Annotated in this window: 17 protein-coding genes; 3 read left to right on the top strand and 14 right to left on the bottom strand. The window is 54.5% G+C overall.

The window, feature by feature from the left end; genetic code table 11:
• Positions 1–17: 17 nt before the first annotated feature.
• The 14 genes from murG to leuO form a co-directional block, all read right to left on the bottom strand.
• Entirely contained in the window at positions 18–1,082 is a 1,065-nt protein-coding gene (murG, locus tag DD606_RS00145) for an undecaprenyldiphospho-muramoylpentapeptide beta-N-acetylglucosaminyltransferase (protein ID WP_109949056.1), read from the bottom strand.
• Positions 1,079–2,323: a cell division protein FtsW gene (gene ftsW, locus DD606_RS00150; protein WP_003856348.1), complete on the bottom strand. Its 1,245-nt coding sequence runs from the start codon at positions 2,321–2,323 to the stop codon at positions 1,079–1,081. Before ftsW ends, murG begins: the two co-directional genes overlap by 4 nt.
• Positions 2,323–3,639, bottom strand: a complete 1,317-nt coding sequence (gene murD / locus DD606_RS00155; protein WP_023315390.1) for a UDP-N-acetylmuramoyl-L-alanine--D-glutamate ligase — start codon at positions 3,637–3,639, stop codon at positions 2,323–2,325. Before murD ends, ftsW begins: the two co-directional genes overlap by 1 nt.
• A gap of 2 nt (positions 3,640–3,641) precedes the next feature.
• Positions 3,642–4,724 (bottom strand): phospho-N-acetylmuramoyl-pentapeptide-transferase, encoded by a 1,083-nt coding sequence (gene mraY / locus DD606_RS00160; RefSeq protein WP_003856353.1) that lies wholly within the window; start codon positions 4,722–4,724, stop codon positions 3,642–3,644.
• On the bottom strand, positions 4,718–6,076 hold the full coding sequence (murF, locus tag DD606_RS00165; RefSeq protein WP_003856356.1) for a UDP-N-acetylmuramoyl-tripeptide--D-alanyl-D-alanine ligase: 1,359 nt from the start codon (positions 6,074–6,076) through the stop codon (positions 4,718–4,720). The genes mraY and murF overlap by 7 nt, the downstream gene beginning before the upstream one ends.
• Positions 6,073–7,560, bottom strand: a complete 1,488-nt coding sequence (gene murE / locus DD606_RS00170) for a UDP-N-acetylmuramoyl-L-alanyl-D-glutamate--2,6-diaminopimelate ligase (RefSeq protein ID WP_023315388.1) — start codon at positions 7,558–7,560, stop codon at positions 6,073–6,075. The genes murF and murE overlap by 4 nt, the downstream gene beginning before the upstream one ends.
• Complete coding sequence (gene ftsI / locus DD606_RS00175) at positions 7,547–9,313, bottom strand: peptidoglycan glycosyltransferase FtsI (protein ID WP_003856361.1); 1,767 nt, start codon at positions 9,311–9,313, stop codon at positions 7,547–7,549. The genes murE and ftsI overlap by 14 nt, the downstream gene beginning before the upstream one ends.
• Positions 9,314–9,328: 15 nt before the next feature.
• Positions 9,329–9,694, bottom strand: a complete 366-nt coding sequence (gene ftsL / locus DD606_RS00180) for a cell division protein FtsL (RefSeq protein ID WP_003856363.1) — start codon at positions 9,692–9,694, stop codon at positions 9,329–9,331.
• Entirely contained in the window at positions 9,691–10,632 is a 942-nt protein-coding gene (gene rsmH, locus DD606_RS00185) for a 16S rRNA (cytosine(1402)-N(4))-methyltransferase RsmH (RefSeq protein WP_003856366.1), read from the bottom strand. Before rsmH ends, ftsL begins: the two co-directional genes overlap by 4 nt.
• A 2-nt stretch (positions 10,633–10,634) precedes the next feature.
• Positions 10,635–11,093, bottom strand: coding sequence for a division/cell wall cluster transcriptional repressor MraZ (gene mraZ / locus DD606_RS00190; protein WP_003856368.1), 459 nt, complete (start codon positions 11,091–11,093; stop codon positions 10,635–10,637).
• A gap of 591 nt (positions 11,094–11,684) precedes the next feature.
• Positions 11,685–12,689, bottom strand: coding sequence for a catabolite repressor/activator (gene cra, locus DD606_RS00195; protein WP_003856369.1), 1,005 nt, complete (start codon positions 12,687–12,689; stop codon positions 11,685–11,687).
• A gap of 179 nt (positions 12,690–12,868) precedes the next feature.
• Positions 12,869–13,360 (bottom strand): acetolactate synthase small subunit, encoded by a 492-nt coding sequence (ilvN, locus tag DD606_RS00200; RefSeq protein ID WP_003856371.1) that lies wholly within the window; start codon positions 13,358–13,360, stop codon positions 12,869–12,871.
• A 1-nt stretch (position 13,361) separates the two neighbouring features.
• Positions 13,362–15,086: an acetolactate synthase 3 large subunit gene (gene ilvI, locus DD606_RS00205; RefSeq protein WP_003856373.1), complete on the bottom strand. Its 1,725-nt coding sequence runs from the start codon at positions 15,084–15,086 to the stop codon at positions 13,362–13,364.
• A 376-nt stretch (positions 15,087–15,462) separates the two neighbouring features.
• Positions 15,463–16,407 (bottom strand): transcriptional regulator LeuO, encoded by a 945-nt coding sequence (gene leuO / locus DD606_RS00210; RefSeq protein ID WP_022650390.1) that lies wholly within the window; start codon positions 16,405–16,407, stop codon positions 15,463–15,465.
• Positions 16,408–17,035: 628 nt separating this feature from the next.
• Here leuO and leuL point away from each other — a divergent pair.
• The 3 genes from leuL (at position 17,036) to leuB (ending at position 19,876) form a co-directional block, all read left to right on the top strand.
• A complete protein-coding gene (gene leuL / locus DD606_RS26670; protein WP_057979999.1) occupies positions 17,036–17,122 on the top strand; it encodes a leu operon leader peptide in 87 nt (28 codons plus the stop codon).
• Positions 17,123–17,213: 91 nt separating this feature from the next.
• Positions 17,214–18,785: a 2-isopropylmalate synthase gene (gene leuA / locus DD606_RS00220; protein ID WP_023315385.1), complete on the top strand. Its 1,572-nt coding sequence runs from the start codon at positions 17,214–17,216 to the stop codon at positions 18,783–18,785.
• The gene (gene leuB, locus DD606_RS00225; protein WP_003856380.1) at positions 18,785–19,876 is read left to right on the top strand and encodes a 3-isopropylmalate dehydrogenase; all 1,092 of its coding nucleotides are present in this window, start codon (positions 18,785–18,787) and stop codon (positions 19,874–19,876) included. The genes leuA and leuB overlap by 1 nt, the downstream gene beginning before the upstream one ends.
• Positions 19,877–19,878 lie beyond the last annotated feature (2 nt).

Here is a 19,878-nt window from a genome sequence, read left to right on the forward strand (position 1 = left end):
AACACGCGCTGCGAGAATTATGCCTGGGCTGCCAGGCTCACTTCTTTTGCCACCCGTTCCGTTGCATCCGGGATAGCGGTCGCGCGTGCGCGTTGCGCCATCTCCAGTAATACATCCCGGTTCCAGCCCGCCAGGGTAGTGGCGACCGCATCAGCGGTAAATTGTGGCTGCTCAAAAATCTTCGCGGCACCCGCTTTTTCAAGCGGCAGTGCATTCCAGTACTGCTGTCGGTCTTTGTGCTGGAACGGCACAAACAGCGCCGGTAAACCGGCGGCGGCGATTTCGCTCACCGTCAGCGCGCCCGAGCGACAGACCACGACATCGGCCCATGCATAGGCTGCGGCCATATCATCAATAAATTCAGTTACTTTATGCTGCGGCTGACCTTCCTGCACGTAGGCCTGCTCAACGGTCTGCTGAGCGCCCTTCCCGCTCTGGTGCCAGATGGTCACTGCATCACCCAGTTTTGCCGCAACCTGCGGCATCGTCTGGTTTAAAATACGCGCGCCCTGGGAACCGCCGACGACCAGCACCCGCACCGGCCCTTCACGACCCGCCAGACGCGTATCTGGCAGCGCCAGCGCCAGCACGTCCACACGTACCGGATTCCCTACGACATCCGCTTTCGGGAATGCCCCGGGGAAGGCCTGCATAACTTTGGTGGCGATTTTTGCCAGCCATTTGTTGGTCAAACCGGCAATACCGTTCTGCTCATGCAGAACAACGGGGATCCCTAATGACCACGCCGCCAGTCCGCCAGGGCCGGAAACGTAACCGCCCATGCCCAGAACGACGTCAGGCTTAAAGCGCTTCATGATGGCGCGCGCCTGACGCCAGGCATTGAAAATGCGCACCGGCGCCAGCAGCAGCGCCTTGATCCCTTTGCCACGAAGGCCAGAAATACGAATAAAGTCGATCTCGATACCGTGCTTAGGTACCAGGTCGGCTTCCATGCGGTCTGCGGTTCCCAGCCAGCGTACCTGCCAGCCCTGTTCCATTAAATGGTGCGCAACCGCCAGCCCCGGGAACACGTGTCCACCGGTACCGCCTGCCATCACCATTAACCGCTTCGGTTGATTCATCGTGAACCTCGTGTAAACGCCTGAGCTTTCTCCAGACGCGTTTCATAATCTATGCGTAACAAAAACATGATGGCCGTCGACATGATCAACAGACTCGAACCACCATAACTGATCAACGGTAACGTCAGACCTTTAGTCGGCAACATACCCGCTGCCGCCCCAACGTTTACCAGTGCCTGGAAGCTAAACCAGATACCAATAGAGCAGGCCAGGAAACCGGAGAAGCGGTGATCGATCTCCAGCGCTTTCCGGCCAATCGACATGGCGCGGAAAGCGACGAAGAATACCATTAATAGCGCCAATACCACACCGATATAACCCAGTTCTTCCCCAATAATGGAGAAGATGAAGTCGGTGTGCGCCTCCGGTAAATACTCCAGTTTTTGCACCGAGTTGCCCAGGCCTTGGCCCCAGACTTCGCCGCGGCCAAACGCCATCAGCGACTGCGTCAGCTGGTAACCGCTGCCGAACGGATCTTCCCATGGGTTCCAGAACGAGGTCACACGGCGGATACGGTAGGGTTCGGCGAGGATCAGCAGCACCACCGCCGAAATCCCCATCCCGATGATGGCAATGAACTGCCACAGTTTTGCGCCCGCCAGGAACAGCATCGCCAGCGTAGTGACAAACAGTACGACTACCGTACCGAGGTCGGGCTGCGCCAGCAGCAGGATCGCGAGGACCAGAATCACGCCCATCGGTTTTAAGAAGCCGCGAAGGTTGTTACGGACTTCGTCAACTTTACGCACCAGGTAGTTAGCCAGGTAGCAGAACAACGACAGTTTGGTGAACTCCGCCGGCTGAATACGCAGTGGGCCAAAGGCAATCCAGCGTGATGCCCCGTTAACGGAGCTCCCGACAACCAGCACGATCAACAGCATGATGATTGAGGCGATGAGCATGGCCGTACTGTGCCGCTGCCAGAACGACATTGGCAGGCGTAAGGTGATCAGCGCCAGGCAGAACGCGAGAATGATGTAAAGCCCGTCACGCTTGGCAAACAGGAACGGGTCGTTTGCCAGACGCTGTCCGACAGGCATTGACGCCGAGGTGACCATAATAAAGCCGATCGCTGCCAGCCCCAGCGTGAGCCAGAACAGCGTGCGGTCGTACATGATCAGGCTGTCGGAATCTTTATCCCGTGAAGCCATCACCCAGCCTTTCAGCGCCGTAAACAGCCATACCAGGATACCAAATCCTGGCAGGCGCGGCATTTTCAGGCGAGGGAGAGATAAACGCATCAGCCTAACTCCTTCGCCAGGCGGGTAAAGACATCACCCCGCTGTTCGAAATTCTTGAATTGATCGAGGCTGGCACAGGCTGGTGAGAGCAGCACCATATCGCCGGGCTTCACGCGTGGGGCAATAAGACGCATCGCCTGCTCCATGGTCTCGGTTTGCTCGGCGACCTCAGGACGCAACGCCGCCAGCTCGCTACCATCGCGGCCAAAGCAATACAGGCGCACGTTATCACCGTTGAGGTACTGCTTCAGCGAGGAGAAGTCAGCCGATTTACCGTCGCCGCCCAGCAGCAGGTGCAGCGTGCCATCAACGTGCAGACCGTTCAGTGCCGCCTCGGTGCTACCCACGTTGGTCGCTTTGGAATCGTTAATCCAGCGTACGCCGTTGTGCTCCAGCGCAAGCTGGAACCGGTGCGCCAGGCCGGTAAAGGTGGTCAGCGCCTTCAGGCTTGAAGATCGCGGCAGGCCAACGGCATCCGCCAGCGCCAGCGCCGCCAGGGCATTGGTGTAGTTATGCTGGCCGGAGAGCATCATCTCTTTCACGTTCAGCACCTTCTCACCTTTCACCCGCAGCCAGGTTTCGCCCTGCTGACGGTTAAGGTGATAGTCACCCATATTAATACCAAAGCTAATGCAGCGATCGTCTGCGCCGCGCACCGGCATGGTGAGTGCATCATCGGCATTCACCACGCAAACTTTGGCATTTTCATAAACGCGCAGTTTGGCCGCACGGTATTGCTGCAAGCCGAACGGGTATCTGTCCATATGATCTTCGGTGACGTTTAGGATCGTCGCCGCCGCCGCATGCAGGCTTGAAGTGGTTTCCAGCTGGAAGCTGGAAAGCTCAAGGACGAACAGCTCGCACCCTTTATCAAGCAGCATCAGAGCGGGCAGACCAATGTTACCGCCCACGCCGACATTTTTGCCCGCCGCCTTCGCCATTTCCCCCACCAGCGTGGTGACGGTGCTTTTACCGTTCGAACCGGTAATGGCGACGATCGGCGCCTGCGCCTCCCGGCAGAACAGTTCAATATCGCCGACAATCTCAACGCCTGCATCCGCGGCGGCGCTCAGGGAAGGATGCGCCAGCGCCATACCGGGGCTGGCAACAATCAGATCGGCGGCCAGCAGCCACTCATCATTCAGACCACCCAGGTGGCGTTCAACCTGCTCCGGCAGCTTGTCCAGACCCGGCGGAGAGACGCGCGTATCCATCACGCGCGGCGTCACGCCACGCGCAAGGAAAAAGTCCACGCAGGAGAGGCCGGTGAGGCCCAACCCGATGATAACGACTTTTTTGCCCTGGTAATCTGCCATGATTAACGTACCTTCAGCGTTGCCAGGCCAATCAGCACCAGCATCAGCGAAATAATCCAGAAGCGCACAATGACGCGCGGCTCCGGCCAGCCTTTCAGTTCATAGTGGTGGTGAATCGGTGCCATACGGAAGATGCGCTGACCGCGCAGCTTGAAAGAACCGACCTGCAAAATCACCGACAGCGTCTCAACCACAAACACACCGCCCATGATCACCAGCAGGAACTCCTGACGCAGCAGCACGGCGATAATGCCCAGCGCGCCGCCCAGCGCCAGTGAACCGACGTCGCCCATAAAGACCTGCGCCGGATAGGTGTTAAACCACAGGAAGCCCAGCCCCGCCCCGACAATCGCCGTACAGACGATCACCAGCTCACCCGCGTGCCGCAGGTACGGAATGTGCAGGTAGTTTGCAAAGTTCATGTTACCGGTTGCCCACGCCACCAGCGCGAAACCGCCCGCGACAAACACGGTTGGCATAATCGCCAGGCCGTCCAGACCATCGGTCAGGTTGACGGCGTTGCCGGTGCCGACGATCACAAAGTAAGCCAGCAGAATGTAGAACAGCCCCAGTTGCGGCATCACGTCTTTGAAGAACGGCACCACCAGTTCGGTGGCCGGGGTGTCTTTTCCTGCCAGGTAAAGGGCGAAGGCCACGCCCAGCGCAATCACCGACATCCAGAAATACTTCCAGCGGGCGATCAAACCTTTAGTGTCTTTGCGCACGACTTTGCGATAGTCATCAACAAAACCGATGATCCCGTAGCCAACCAGAACGGTCAGCACGCACCAGACGTAGGGGTTAGACGGATACGCCCACAGCAGCACGGACACCACAATCGCGGTCAGGATCATGATCCCGCCCATGGTCGGCGTACCCCGCTTGCTGAAGTGCGATTCCGGACCGTCGTTGCGCACAACCTGGCCGAAAGAGAGTTTTTGCAGACGGGCAATCATGCGCGGGCCCATCCACAGCGAGATGAACAGCGCAGTCAGCAGGCTGACGATGGCACGAAACGTCAGATAGGAAAAGACGTTAAAGCCTGAGTAATATTTGACCAAATGTTCGGCCAGCCAAACTAACATGTCCCGTTCTCCTGTAATGCGTGCACAACCTCTTCCATGGCGGCACTACGTGAACCTTTAACTAAAACAGTCACAATCTGTTTTTCTGTAATCAATGCCTTCAGGCGTTGGATCAGTGCAGATTTATCGGCAAAATGTTCGCCAACTTCACTGGCATCGGAAATGGCCTTGCTCAGCGGGCCTGCGCTCAATACGCGGTCAAGCCCGGCGGCTTTCGCCGCTTCACCCACCTGAACATGGCAGGCTTCGCTTTCATCACCCAGCTCGGCCATATCGCCCACAACCATCACGCGATAGCCCGGCATTTCAGACAAGACCTGCACGGCCGCCGTCATTGAGCCAACGTTAGCGTTGTAGGAGTCATCCAGCAGGAGCTTGTTTTCAGCCAGCTGGATCGGGAACAGACGCCCCGGCACGGCTTTTAAATTTGCCAGACCTGCTTTAATCGCCGCGTGTGAGGCACCTACCGCCATTGAGAGCGCTGCCGCAGCAAGCGCATTGGCGATGTTATGACGACCCGGCAGGGGCAGCAGCACGTCGATGTCGCCCGTTGGGGTTGTGAGGGTGAACTCGGTACCGTGTGACGTCACATGAATGTTGGTCGCCGAAAAATCACTGTTTGCCGCATTCGGTGAGAAGCGCCAGGTTTTACGTGAACCAATGATGCTCTGCCAGTTCAGCCAGTCGTTGTTATCGGCATTCATAATGGCGATGCCGTCATCCGGTAGGCCGGTATAAATTTCACCTTTCGCTTTCGCCACACCGGCCAGAGAACCAAAACCTTCAAGATGTGCCGCCGCCAGGTTATTCACCAGCGCCGCTTCCGGACGGGTCAGGCTCACGGTCCAGGCGATTTCGCCCTGATGGTTAGCCCCTAACTCAATCACCGCATATTCATGCTCGTGGGTCAGGCGCAGCAGCGTCATCGGCACACCGATGTCATTATTAAGGTTGCCCGCCGTATAAAGCGTGTTACCGCACTGGCTAAGGATCGCCGCCGTCATCTCTTTAACGGAGGTTTTGCCCGACGAGCCCGTCAGTGCCACGACGCGTGTTGGCACCTGCTGGCGAACCCATGCCGCCAGCTCGCCAAACGCCAGGCGCGTATCTTTCACCACAATCTGCGGCAAATCGATATCGAGCTTACGACTGACCAGCAGCGCGCCCGCGCCGTTATCTTTAGCCTGTTGCGCAAAATCGTGGGCGTCAAAACGTTCACCCTTCAGCGCCACAAACAGGCAGCCCGCCGTCACCTTACGGGTGTCGGTGGTTACAGCCTCGATGGTCAGATCCTGACCATGCAGCATCCCCTGCAATACCGCAGCGGCCTGGCTTAACGTAATGCTAATCATGCCACCACTCCCAGCAGACGCGCTGCCGTCACGCGGTCGGAGTAATCCAGACGACGATTGCCGACAATCTGATAATCTTCATGACCTTTACCGGCCAGCAGAACCACATCGTTCTCCTGCGCCTGCATAATGGCGTTAGTCACGGCCTCCGCACGGCCTTCGACCACGCGCGCACGTCCCGCATCCAGCATGCCCGCCAGAATGTCGTTGATAATGGCCCGCGGCTCTTCGGTACGCGGGTTGTCATCGGTTACCACGGGAATATCCGCGAACTGCTCAGCGATGGCGCCCATCAGCGGACGTTTGCCCTTGTCGCGATCGCCACCGCAGCCAAACACGCACCAGAGCTTGCCAGCGCAGTGCAGACGCGCCGCTTCCAGCGCTTTTTCCAGCGCATCCGGCGTGTGGGCGTAATCCACAACCACCGTCGGCTTGCCCGGCGCGCTAAACACTTCCATGCGGCCACAGACCGGTTGCAAACGCTCAGCCGTTTTCAGCAGATCCGCCATCGGGTAACCCAGCGCCAGCAGCGTCGCCAGCGCCAGCAGCAGGTTACTGACGTTAAAGGCCCCCATCAGGCGGCTTTCAATTTCACCTTCGCCCCAGATGGAAGCGAAGCGGATCGTCGCCCCACTATCGTGGTAGTTCACCTCGACCGCCTTCAGCCAGCGGCCGCGGCAGTTCGGATTAATGCGATCTTCCATCGACACCGCCACCGCATCTGGCAGTTTTTCCAGCCAGCGGCGACCGACTTCGTCGTCGGCGTTAATGATCGCCTGCCCGTGGTGGTGAGTGGAATAAAGCAGCCATTTCGCCGCTTCGTAGTGCTCCATATCACCATGATAATCAAGGTGATCGCGGCTCAGGTTAGTAAAGACAGAGGCAGCAAATTTCAGGGCCGCCACGCGATGTTGTACCAGACCATGGGAAGAGACTTCCATCGCAGCGAAGGTCGCCCCCTGCTCAGCGAGGCCCGCCAGCACACGCTGCACGTCAACCGCCGAGCCTGTAGTGTTTTCCGTCGGGCTTACTTTGCCCAGAAGACCGTTCCCCACCGTGCCCATGACGGCACCGGTTTCGCCCAGCAGCTGCGCCCACTGCGCCATCAGCTGAGTGGTGGTGGTTTTTCCGTTGGTTCCTGTCACGCCAACCAGCTTTAACTGGTCGGAAGGTTCGTTGTAAAAACGTCCTGCCAGCGCGGAGAGACGCTCATTCAGCTGGCTGAGATAGATGACCGGCACGCCGTGCATTTCACGGATCTCACCGTCTGTTGCCTCATCTTTGGCCTCAGCAATAATGGCAGCAACACCTTGCGCAATCGCCTGCGGGATATAACGACGCCCGTCCGCCTGATGACCCACCACTGCCACAAAAAGATCGCCAGAAGCCGCTACGCGGCTGTCCAGTACCATCTCTCGCAGTGCTCGCGCAGGTAGCATAGGCACCCACGGAGCAAGAAGGTCGCGCAAATTACGATCTGCCACCTGTTCCCTCGCCTTGATTAATTACAAATTCACTTTTTTCGCCCGTCGCCAGCGCATCCGGTTCAATGTTCATGGTGCGCAACACGCCGCCCATAATAGCCCCGAACACAGGCGCGGAGACGGCGCCGCCGTAGTATTTACCCGCCTGCGGATCGTTGATGACGACCACCAGTGCAAAACGCGGATTGCTTGCAGGCGCTACGCCTGCGGTATAGGCAATGTATTTGTTGATATAGCGGCCGTCCGGCCCCACTTTTTTCGCTGTACCAGTTTTAATGGCGATACGATAGCCCTTAATTGCGGCCTTCACGCCGCCACCGCCAGGTAACGCGACGCTTTCCATCATATGCACGACGGTACGAACGATAGATTCCGGGAAAACACGTTCCCCCGGAACCGGTGGATCAACTTTGGTGATCGACAGCGGACGATAAATGCCATAGCTGCCAATCGTTGCGTAGACTCGCGCTAACTGTAAGGGAGTTACCATTAGCCCGTAGCCGAAAGAGAAGGTGGCCCTCTCTATGTCAGACCACCGTTGTTTTTGAGGATATAAGCCACTGCGTTCTCCGACCAACCCCAAATTGGTCGCCTTTCCCAGCCCAAAACGTGAGTAAGTATCTACTAACGCTGAGGACGGCATCGCTAACGCCAGTTTTGACACACCGACGTTACTCGACTTCTGCAAGACCCCGGTCAGGGTCAGTTCGCTGTAACGTGCCACGTCTTTGATTTCGTGACCGTTAATTCGATAAGGGATCGTATTCAGAACGGTATTTTCGTTGACGATGCCTCGCTGTAGAGCCGTCATCACCACCATGGGTTTTACGGTCGAACCGGGTTCAAACACATCGGTGATGGAGCGGTTACGCATTGCATCTTTTGCTGTACCGGCAAAATTATTCGGGTTGTATGAGGGGCTACTGGCCATCGCCAGCACTTCACCTGTCGCCACATCCACCAGCACGGCGCTGCCCGATTCCGCCTTGTTAAACGCGACGGCGTTGTTCAGTTCACGATAGACCAGCGCCTGCAAGCGTTCATCAATACTCAGGGCCAGGTTGTGCGCGGCCTGGCTGTCTGTCGAGGAAATGTCTTCAATGACGCGACCATAGCGGTCTTTACGCACGATTCGCTCGCCAGGCTGGCCGGTAAGCCACTTGTCGAAGCTTTTTTCAACGCCCTCAATCCCCTGACTATCCACGTTGGTAAAGCCAATCAGGTGCGCGGTGACTTCGCCGGAAGGATAGTAACGGCGGGATTCTTCCCGCAGATGAATGCCCGGCAGCTTCAGTTTCTTAATGTAGTCAGCCATGTCAGGGTTCACCTGACGAGCAAGATAGATGAAGCGCCCTTTCGGGTTGGCGTTAACGCGCGACGCCAGCTGATCCAGCGGCATTTTCAACGCGTCTGAGAGCGCCTTCCAGCGGTTATCAAGGGTGATCCCGCCTGCGTCGTGCAGCTCTTTCGGATCGGCCCAGATCGCCTTCACCGGCACGCTCACCGCCAGCGGGCGGCCGGAGCGGTCGGTGATCATCCCACGAGAGGTAGAAACTTCCTGCACGCGCAGAGAACGCATATCCCCCTGACGCACCAGCATGTCAGGCGCGATGATTTGTAGCCACGCCACGCGTCCCAGCAGGAAACCCAGCGCCAGTAAAATGCAGCCGCAAAGCAACGCAAAACGCCAACTGACAAAGTTGGCCTGTTCTTCCTGGCGTTTTGGTTTTAGCGTTTTTGCCGCTGCTTTCATGCGTCGCGTTTTCCCTTATTTTTGTACTACGATATTTTCCTGCGAAGGATCAACATGCTGTAATTGCAGTTTTTCCGTTGCGATCCGTTCAACCCGGCTGTGATCGCCGAGCGCGTTTTCTTCAAGGATCAGATTTCGCCATTCAATATCCAGCGCATCGCGTTCCAGTACCATCTGTTCGCGCTGCGCAGTTAATAAACGGGTATGGTGAGCGGTGGTGACCACCATGACTGCCGTCACAATGATGCAAATGAACAAGCAGAGTGGCAGCTTCCCAAACCGCAAAAGATCGTCGCCGATCACGCCAGGCAAGGCATGGCGCTCGTTGCTTCCTAACGATCCCTTAACTTTGCTTAGGGTCTCTGTCACTCTGCTGATCATGCGTTCGTCCTCTCTGCAATACGCAGCACTGAACTACGGGCACGTGGATTCTCTGCCACCTCTTCTTCGCCCGGCATCAACTTGCCTAATGCTCGCAACTGACGGCCGCCCAGCTTTCTGAGTTGTTCTTCCGTCATCGGCAGCCCCGCCGGAACCTGAGGACCGCGGCTCTGTTCACGCATGAAGCGTTTTACGATGCGATCTTCCAGCGAATGGAAACTGATGATGGATAACCGCCCACCCGGGGCCAGCACGTCGAGCGAGCTTTTTAGCGCCAGCTCTATTTCCTCCAGTTCACTGTTTACCCAGATACGAACCGCCTGGAAGGTACGGGTCGCAGGATGTTTGTGCTTGTCCTTCACCGGCGTTGCCGCCGCGATGACTTCTGCCAGTTCTTTGGTACGGGTCATTGGCTCAACGCGGTTGCGCTCCACGATGGCGCGGGCAATACGTTTGCCAAAGCGTTCTTCGCCGAAGGTTTTGATTACCCAGGCAATATCCGCTTCGTCAGCAGTTTGTAACCATTCAGCGGCAGATTGGCCGCGAGTAGGGTCCATACGCATATCCAGCGGTCCATCACGCATAAAGGAAAAACCGCGTTCTGCATCATCAAGCTGTGGTGAAGAGACGCCAAGATCGAGGAGAATCCCGTCGATCTTGCCGGTCAGGCCGCGCTCAGCGACATAATCCGCAAGCGCAGAGAAAGGTCCATGCACGATGGAAAAGCGAGGATCATCGATGGTTTGCGCAACGGCAATCGCCTGCGGATCGCGGTCAATTGCCAGCAGGCGTCCTTCCGCTCCAAGCTGAGAGAGGATCAAACGCGAGTGACCACCGCGACCAAAAGTGCCATCAATATAGATGCCGTCTGGACGAATATTCAGGCCGTTAACGGCCTCATCCAGCAGCACCGTTGTATGTTTATAATTTTCCATCATATTTATAGAGACAAGTCCCGCAGCCGTTCCGATAATGTTTCGGAATCAGACTGCTCAGCGTCGATATCTTCCTTGACCTGTTGATACCAGGTCGTTTCGTCCCACAGTTCAAACTTGTTGAACTGTCCGACCAGCATCACTTCTTTAGTCAGACCGGCATGTTGCCGCAACACAGGCGCAATCAATAATCGCCCGGCGCTATCCATCTGACATTCACTGGCATGTCCCAATAACAGCCGCTGTACGCGGCGTTCCTGCGGGTTCATGCTCGACAGTCGCGACAGCTTTTGCTCAATGATTTCCCATTCAGGCAAAGGGTAAAGCAGCAGGCATGGGGAGTTGATGTCAATGGTGCAAACCAGTTGACCCGAAGCGTTCTCAATCAGCTGGTCGCGGTATCGGGTTGGTACCGATAAACGCCCTTTGCTGTCGAGATTGACTAACGTTGCTCCACGGAACATGCCAGTCTCACCCCTCCTCACCACTTTAACCCACAAATTCCCACCTGAAGGAGTTTACGGAGCGAGGGAAAAGCTTGTCAAGCCAGGACTCTCTCTATACCGGCGCGAAAGCACCGTATTTACAGAGCAAGCGTGACCTGGCTAATTACTACACAACTGGCGAGGCAAAATTAACGTTATGAATATTTGTAAGAAAAAAACAGAATATGCACACGAGCGTAAAGACTCACTCAATATCATCGCAGGGAAATATAAAGTGTCAGTTTGCGACGCGGGCAGCATTTTAAGGCATATCGCCGGGGGATAACAGCGCCAGATTAACCTCAAAGCCAGATGGATTCGTTCGTGTGCGTTGAGGTCTGAAGGGGGGAGTAAAAAATGGCTGAATATTCATCGGCTGGCACCTGTTTGTAACAAAACAATACAAAGAAATGCCCGTTAGAAATTATAATTGCACTTTTTAACGTCAAAATGGATTCAGAATAATAGCAGGCTATGAATCTTAGAGATAAATCCTAATTTTTATCCGGGAATTATTTCCCGCAATAAATGCGCTTCAAAAGGGGCAGTTTTACCGCCCCTGTGGAAATATTAATGGCGGCTCAAAATTCCGCGCCGATAGAGATTACGTTTGATACGCGTAAGCCCGGGTTTCGGTTTGCGGGGTTCATCCAGGCTTGCCAGAACAATCTCAAGCACGCGCTCGGCGACGTCGCGGTGACGCTGGGCCACGGCCAGCACCGGACATTGCAGGAAGTCGAGCAGTTCGTTATCGCCGAAGGTCGCAATCGCCAGATCGGATGGCAGTTTGCCATCGCGACGTAACGTCACATCCATCACCCCCTGCAACAGGGCAAACGAGGTGGTAAACAACGCCTGCGGCATCGGGTGCGTTTCCAGCCATTTCTCGAACAGCTGGGCAGCCGCTTCACGCTCATAGCTGTTGGCATACAGATAATGAACGTCACGCGGATCGTCTTTCCATGCCGTACGGAACCCTTGTTCACGCAGGAAGCTTACGGAAAGTTCAGGCAAAGCGCCAAGATACAGCACCGTTTCAGCCGGGAAGGTACGCAGCTCGGCAGCCAGCATTTCTGCATCGTCCTGATCGGCACCTACGACACTGGTGAAATGTTCACGATCCAGCGCACGATCCAGCGCCACAATCGGGAACGGATCGTTTGCCCAGCGCTGATAGAAAGGATGCTCTGGTGGTAAAGAGGTCGACACGATGATGGCGTCAACCTGACGTTGCAGCAGATGCTCAATGCAGCGCATCTCGTTGTCAGGCTGATCCTCGGAGCAGGCAATCAACAGCTGATAGCCCCGCTGACGAGCCTGACGTTCCAGATAGTTGGCGATGCGGGTATAGCTGGTATTTTCCAGGTCCGGGATCACCAGGCCAATCGAGCGGGTGCGCCCGGCACGTAAACCTGCGGCGACAGCATTCGGATGGTAATTATGCTCACGAACGACTGCCATCACTTTCTCAACGGTCTTATCGCTGACACGATACTGCTTTGCTTTACCGTTAATCACATAGCTGGCCGTGGTTCTCGACACGCCGGCGAGCCGGGCGATTTCATCCAGTTTCACAATTGCCCCTCAAAAAAAGAAAAAAGTCCATGGCCCTGTCAAGGTTATGGTTAAATATTTTAACATCTAAACGCAGAATAGCTTTCACGGCAACCGCTTTTGTCCGCGTTGTCGGTGGATTACGCAAAAAAAAGCCCGGCTTTGGCTACCGGGCTGAAAGAGGCGAACCTTTTGCGCAACTAACGCATGATTTTATCGCCGCGCGAGAGGCCAACAACGCCAGAGCGCGCAACTTCAACAATTTTTGCTACATCCCTGACGGAGGCCAGGAACGCATCCAGCTTATCGCTCGTTCCGGCAAGCTGCACAGTATATATAGAAGGCGTGACGTCGATGATCTGCCCACGGAAGATATCCGTGTTGCGCTTGACCTCTTCACGACCGTAACCGCTGGCCTGAATTTTCACCAGCATCACTTCACGTTCGACGTAAGCCCCCTGCCCCAGCTCGCTGACGCGCAACACGTCCACCAGTTTGTGCAACTGTTTTTCGATCTGCTCAAGCACTTTCGCATCGCCGACAGTCTGGATCGTCATGCGGGAGAGCGTTGGATCATCGGTCGGCGCAACGGTCAGGCTTTCAATGTTATAGCCGCGCTGCGCAAAAAGCCCAATGACGCGTGACAGTGCGCCCGACTCATTTTCCAGTAATACAGATAATATCCGGCGCATATCAGGTTCTCTCCGTTTTGCTTAACCACATTTCATCCATACCGCCGCCACGGATATGCATCGGATAAACGTGCTCTGTGCCGTCGACGATGACGTCCATGAAGACGAGGCGATTGTTTTTAACGTGCTCAAGCGCTTCGCCGAGCTTCGCTTCCAGCTCTGACGGATCGGTTACCCGCATGCCAATATGACCATAGGCTTCAGCCAGACGGACAAAGTCCGGAAGTGACTTCATATAAGACTGAGAGTGCCGGCCAGAATAAATCATATCCTGCCACTGCTTCACCATACCGAGGTAACCGTTATTCAGGTTCAGCACCAGCACTGGCAACTCATATTGCAGCGCAGTAGAAAGCTCCTGAATATTCATCTGTATGCTGCCATCACCCGTCACGCAGATAACCGTTTCGTTCGGCAACGCCAGCTTCACCCCCAGCGCGGCGGGCAGACCAAAGCCCATCGTGCCGAGCCCGCCAGAGTTGATCCAGCGACGCGGTTTATCAAACGGGTAGTACAGCGCAGCGAACATCTGATGCTGGCCCACGTCAGAAGTGACATACGCATCGCCATTGGTCAGACGCCAGATCGTCTCGATCACCGCCTGCGGCTTGATGTTCTCACTCTGCGTGTCGTATTTAAGGCACTGACGGCCACGCCATTGTTCGATTTGCTGCCACCAGTCGCGGATCTCGTCCAGCGGTTGAGACGCGGTCTCCTGCGCCAGCAGATCCAACATTTGATCCAGCACCTGTCGTGCGTCCCCCACGATCGGCACATCCGCCGGCACCGTTTTAGAGATTGAAGTCGGATCGATATCAATGTGCAGCACCGTCGCATGCGGACAGTATTTCGCCAGATTATTGGTGGTGCGATCGTCAAAACGCACGCCGACGGCAAAAATCACATCAGAATGGTGCATCGTCATATTGGCTTCATAGGTGCCGTGCATACCCAGCATGCCCAGCGCCTGACGGTGGGTAGCCGGGAATGCCCCCAGCCCCATCAGCGATGACGCGACAGGAAGATTCAGCTTCTCAATCAGTTCGCGTAGTTGCGTTTCACAGGCTGCATTGACGGCGCCGCCCCCCACATAGACTACGGGCTTTTTCGCAGCCAGCAGCGTTTGCAGCGCACGCTTAATCTGGCCTTTGTGCCCCTGCGTCGTCGGATTATATGAACGCATGCTCACCGACTCAGGCCACAGGTAAGGCAGTTTATTCGCGGGATTGAGAATATCTTTTGGCAGATCGACAACCACTGGCCCAGGACGACCGCTGGCGGCCAGCCAGAAGGCTTTTTTCAGTACGCCCGGGATGTCTTCCGTTTGTTTAACCAGAAAGCTGTGCTTCACCACGGGGCGTGAGATCCCCACCATGTCGCATTCCTGAAACGCATCATAGCCAATCAGTGACGTCGCCACCTGTCCGGAGAGAATGACCAGGGGAATGGAGTCCATATACGCAGTCGCAATGCCGGTAATGGCATTGGTCGCCCCCGGTCCGGAAGTGACGAGCACAACACCCACCTCGCCCGTGGCGCGGGCCAGGCCGTCAGCCATATGCACAGCAGCCTGTTCATGACGAACCAGAACATGATCAATACCGCCTACCGTGTGCAGCGCGTCATAAATATCAAGAACCGCACCTCCAGGATAGCCGAACACTTGCTTCACGCCCTGATCGATAAGCGATCGGACGACCATTTCCGCGCCAGACAACATCTCCATGCTTTGCCTCCAGGCTTTTGTTATAGACGGTCAACAGAATTCATTTCCGCGCCGTCTTCTGACAGGGTAAACCCATCTTATAATGTGCAGAGTGATGGATACCTTAACCGCTCGTTATGAGCCAGGCAATTAGCAAACGGAATGCGGGAATGGGCAATAAAAGCAGAAAAAACAGCTGTCAGACACGAATATGGTGAATTCATCTGCTATGAGGGGAGACGCTAATAATTCATCTCTTAAAAAGAGGATGGATCAGGAAATCATCTATTTTTAAGCCTCCCTGAATGTCTGAAAAAATGCGCACAGAACAAAATATTGCTTGCATAAAAAACCACAGAATAAACCGCATGGCACCATGCGGTTTATTCACCCTGTCTTATCGACGACAAATATTGATCAGCAGCTCTTCCATCCATTGATGCCCTTTATCCCGCCCCGCCGCTTCATGCCAGGAAAGATAACAGGTACGGCTATTCAGCTTGAGCGGCAGAGGTAAAATTTGCAGGCTCAGCGAATCGGAGAACTCTTCAGCAAGCCAGCGCGGTGCAATAGCGACTAGCTGCGTCTGAGAAACGACATTCAATACGCTGACCATCGCCATTCCCTGATAGGCCACGCTGGCTTGTTTATCGGCAGTGTCATACCACGGCAGACTAAATGAGGCATATCTGTCCAGAGCAACCACGGCATGCTGCTCGCTGTAAACATCGCTTTCACGCAGCGGAGAATTCATACGGGGATGTTTTTTGCTGGCGACTAACACCATTTCATCTTTAAACAATGGAACACAGGCAAACTCTGGACGGCGAAACTCTTCATAGCCCAGAACGAACTCCGTTTCCTGATAACGAAGCTGGTGCTCAGTATTTTGATTTAATGATGATTTAAAAACGAGATGAATATTAGGAGCAATCTGTTCAACTTTATTATATATAACAGACGTCAAATAATTGTCTAACGGACTGCAAACACAGAGATGGAAAACCCGTTCACTGCTTAAGGGTTCAAAACCCGAGCCGGGAAGCTCATTTTGTACCAGCTGTAGCGCCTGACGAATCGAACCGAATAGCTGGAATGCACGCGCCGTGGGCTGGATACCTCTTCCATAGCGGACGAATAACTCGTCGTTAAACATCACCTTAAGTCTGGCTACGGCATTACTCACGGCAGGTTGAGACATTCCCAGAGATTGCGCTGCTCGCGTAATATTCTGCTCCTGCATAACTGCATCAAATACAGTTAACAGATTGAGATCCACTGTGCGCAACTGAGGCTTAACCCCATCATAAGTCTGTGGTTGGTTAATATTATTTTCTGGCATTTCTGACTCCACCGTCACGCTAAATTCCCTTTGCCAAGGTACAGTAATAACTTCGAAAAATATGATTTACCATGCATATACAACAAGCGAAAGGAAATTATTTAAAATTCGGAATATATAAAGAAATCCCATTCAACGAGCGACTTTACGCATCCCATAAATGAAGAGCTAAAAATCGTTCAAAAGATATCTCAAACTTTAATGTGGGCATGAAACCATAAATCAGACAAATGCACAATCAACGCACTCATTAATAATGACTTAAGTGTTATTAAACTATTAATGGCATACATCGCATTTTCATTAACAAAATGATATCAATTTTGATAACTTACTCACCCGCAAATCATTCATGTAATTTATAAATCAATGATATGAAACAGATTCCATTTCACAGCACATTGGTAAAAATAGTATGTTTAATTGCTACCAATTATATTCAAATTATTCCAGAGATGAATCGCCAGTCCATTAATAGACAATAAAATCGGTTAGACATGCAAAAACCAGCACAATTAGCTAATGTGTTTATCCTGTGCTAAGTGGCCGTTTTGCCTGAGAGGGGTTGACATGAGTTGGCGTATCCAGTACCACTAAAAGCATATCGCATTCACCTGGAGCACGATTCATGATTCGCACCCTTCGTTTCACCGGTCTACTACTACTAAACGCATCCACTGTGCGCGGTAGACTGGCGGGCGAAATTCAGCGTTGAATCGTCTTCAGTAAAACTAAAAACCCGCGCCACTGCGCGGGTTTTTTTATGCTCGTAGCAAGGCGCCCTAAGACTGACAAGGACCTAACCCATGAGCCAGCAAGTCGTTATTTTCGATACTACTTTACGTGACGGTGAACAGGCATTACAGGCGAGCCTGAGTGTTAAAGAAAAACTGCAAATTGCTCTGGCCCTCGAACGCATGGGTGTAGACGTAATGGAAGTCGGCTTTCCCGTCTCCTCGCCAGGTGATTTCGAGTCAGTGCAGACCATCGCCCGCACCATCAAAAACAGCCGCGTGTGCGGTCTGGCTCGCTGCGTAGAGAAAGATATTGATGTGGCCGCGGAATCCCTGAAAGTTGCAGAAGCCTTCCGTATCCATACATTCATTGCCACCTCCCCCATGCACATTGCGACCAAGCTGCGCAGTACGCTGGATGAAGTGATTGAACGTGCGGTGTATATGGTCAAACGCGCGCGTAACTACACTGATGACGTCGAATTCTCCTGTGAAGATGCAGGCCGCACGCCGATTGACGATTTGGCCCGGGTAGTGGAAGCCGCGATTAATGCCGGAGCCAGAACTATCAACATCCCGGATACCGTCGGCTACACCATGCCGTTTGAGTTCTCCAACATCATCACCGGCCTGTACGATCGCGTGCCAAATATTGATAAAGCCATCATCTCCGTGCATACCCATGACGATTTGGGCCTGGCTGTGGGCAATGCCATCGCCGCCGTTCACGCCGGCGCGCGTCAGGTAGAAGGGGCAATGAACGGCATTGGTGAACGTGCCGGCAACTGCTCGCTGGAAGAAGTGATCATGGCGATCAAGGTGCGCAAAGACATTATGAACGTGCACACTCGCATCAATCACAACGAAATCTGGCGCACCAGCCAGACCGTGAGCCAGATTTGCAACATGCCGATCCCGGCGAACAAGGCGATTGTTGGGGCTGGCGCGTTCGCCCACTCCTCCGGTATTCACCAGGATGGCGTGCTGAAGAACCGTGAAAACTACGAAATCATGACTCCGGAATCCATCGGTCTGAACCAGGTTCAGTTGAACCTGACCTCGCGCTCTGGCCGCGCGGCGGTAAAACACCGTATGGAAGAGATGGGTTATAAGGACAGCGATTACAACATGGATCAGCTGTACGACGCATTCCTGAAGCTGGCTGACAAGAAAGGCCAGGTCTTCGATTACGACCTGGAAGCACTGGCATTCATCAATAAACAGCAGGAAGAGCCAGAACACTTCCGTCTGGACTACTTCACCGTTCAGTCAGGCTCAAGCGATATCGCTACCGCCTCCGTCAAGCTGGCCTGCGGCGATGAAATTAAAGCGGAAGCCGCCAACGGTAACGGCCCTGTGGATGCCATTTACCAGGCGATTAACCGCGTCACTGAGTACGACGTAGAGCTGGTGAAATACGACCTGACGGCAAAAGGGCACGGTAAAGACGCCCTGGGCCAGGTTGATATCGTCGTCAACTACAACGGTCGCCGCTTCCACGGTGTGGGTCTGGCGACAGATATCGTCGAATCCTCCGCGAAAGCGATGGTGCATGTCCTGAACAACATCTGGCGCGCCGCCGAAGTCGAAAAAGAGTTGCAACGCAAAGCTCAGAATAAAGAGAACAACAAGGAAACCGTGTGATGTCGAAGAATTACCATATTGCTGTGTTGCCGGGTGACGGTATTGGCCCGGAAGTGATGGCACAGGCGCTGAAAGTACTGGAAGCCGTACGTTCGCGTTTTGCGATGAAAATTACCACCAGCCACTACGACGTGGGCGGTATTGCGATTGATAATCACGGTACTCCCCTGCCGAAAGGGACTGTAGAAGGCTGCGAAAATGCCGATGCCGTTCTTTTTGGCTCCGTGGGCGGCCCAAAATGGGAACACCTGCCGCCAGCAGAGCAGCCAGAGCGCGGTGCGCTGCTGCCGTTGCGTAAGCACTTCAAACTGTTCAGCAACCTGCGTCCGGCGAAACTGTACCCGGGGCTGGAAGAGTTTTGCCCGCTGCGCGCGGATATCGCGGCCAACGGTTTCGACATCCTGTGCGTGCGTGAGTTGACCGGCGGCATCTACTTCGGTCAGCCAAAAGGTCGCGAAGGCAGCGGTCAGCATGAGAAAGCGTTTGATACCGAGGTCTATCACCGTTTTGAAATCGAACGTATCGCCCATATCGCGTTTGAGTCAGCGCGCAAACGCCGCCGTAAAGTGACCTCTATTGATAAAGCAAACGTGCTCCAGTCGTCTATTTTGTGGCGCGAAATCGTCAGTGAAGTCGCTAAGCAGTACCCGGACGTTGCGCTGTCGCATATGTATATCGACAACGCAACGATGCAACTGATCAAAGATCCGTCTCAGTTTGACGTGCTGCTGTGCTCCAACCTGTTCGGCGATATTCTCTCGGATGAATGCGCCATGATCACCGGCTCCATGGGTATGCTGCCCTCGGCCAGCCTGAACGAAGAAGGCTTTGGCCTGTACGAACCGGCGGGCGGCTCCGCGCCGGATATCGCAGGCAAAAATATCGCCAACCCGATTGCGCAGATCCTCTCCCTGGCTCTGCTGCTGCGCTATAGCCTGGATGCAGGCGATGCAGCAACCGCAATTGAAAACGCCATTAACCGGGCGTTAGAAGAAGGTGTCCGTACCGGTGATTTAGCACGCGGCACGGCGGCAGTCAGTACCGATGAAATGGGCGACATCATCGCCCGCTATGTCGCTGAAGGGGTGTAATC

Source organism: Enterobacter cloacae complex sp. GF14B, from assembly GCF_004136805.1.
Lineage (GTDB): Bacteria > Pseudomonadota > Gammaproteobacteria > Enterobacterales > Enterobacteriaceae > Enterobacter > Enterobacter hormaechei_C.

Excerpts from the sequence above, each read along its gene's own strand:
- leuO (WP_022650390.1), bottom strand. The coding sequence starts at position 16,407 with ATGCCAGAAAATAATATTAACCAACCACAGACTTATGATGGGGTTAAG.
- murD (WP_023315390.1), bottom strand. The coding sequence starts at position 3,639 with ATGGCAGATTACCAGGGCAAAAAAGTCGTTATCATCGGGTTGGGCCTC.
- leuB (WP_003856380.1), top strand. The coding sequence starts at position 18,785 with ATGTCGAAGAATTACCATATTGCTGTGTTGCCGGGTGACGGTATTGGC.
- mraZ (WP_003856368.1), bottom strand. The coding sequence starts at position 11,093 with ATGTTCCGTGGAGCAACGTTAGTCAATCTCGACAGCAAAGGGCGTTTA.
- ftsI (WP_003856361.1), bottom strand. The coding sequence starts at position 9,313 with ATGAAAGCAGCGGCAAAAACGCTAAAACCAAAACGCCAGGAAGAACAG.
- murF (WP_003856356.1), bottom strand. The coding sequence starts at position 6,076 with ATGATTAGCATTACGTTAAGCCAGGCCGCTGCGGTATTGCAGGGGATG.
- leuA (WP_023315385.1), top strand. The coding sequence starts at position 17,214 with ATGAGCCAGCAAGTCGTTATTTTCGATACTACTTTACGTGACGGTGAA.
- ftsW (WP_003856348.1), bottom strand. The coding sequence starts at position 2,323 with ATGCGTTTATCTCTCCCTCGCCTGAAAATGCCGCGCCTGCCAGGATTT.
- ilvN (WP_003856371.1), bottom strand. The coding sequence starts at position 13,360 with ATGCGCCGGATATTATCTGTATTACTGGAAAATGAGTCGGGCGCACTG.
- ftsL (WP_003856363.1), bottom strand. The coding sequence starts at position 9,694 with ATGATCAGCAGAGTGACAGAGACCCTAAGCAAAGTTAAGGGATCGTTA.
- ilvI (WP_003856373.1), bottom strand. The coding sequence starts at position 15,086 with ATGGAGATGTTGTCTGGCGCGGAAATGGTCGTCCGATCGCTTATCGAT.
- murG (WP_109949056.1), bottom strand. The coding sequence starts at position 1,082 with ATGAATCAACCGAAGCGGTTAATGGTGATGGCAGGCGGTACCGGTGGA.
- mraY (WP_003856353.1), bottom strand. The coding sequence starts at position 4,724 with ATGTTAGTTTGGCTGGCCGAACATTTGGTCAAATATTACTCAGGCTTT.
- rsmH (WP_003856366.1), bottom strand. The coding sequence starts at position 10,632 with ATGATGGAAAATTATAAACATACAACGGTGCTGCTGGATGAGGCCGTT.
- leuL (WP_057979999.1), top strand. The coding sequence starts at position 17,036 with ATGATTCGCACCCTTCGTTTCACCGGTCTACTACTACTAAACGCATCC.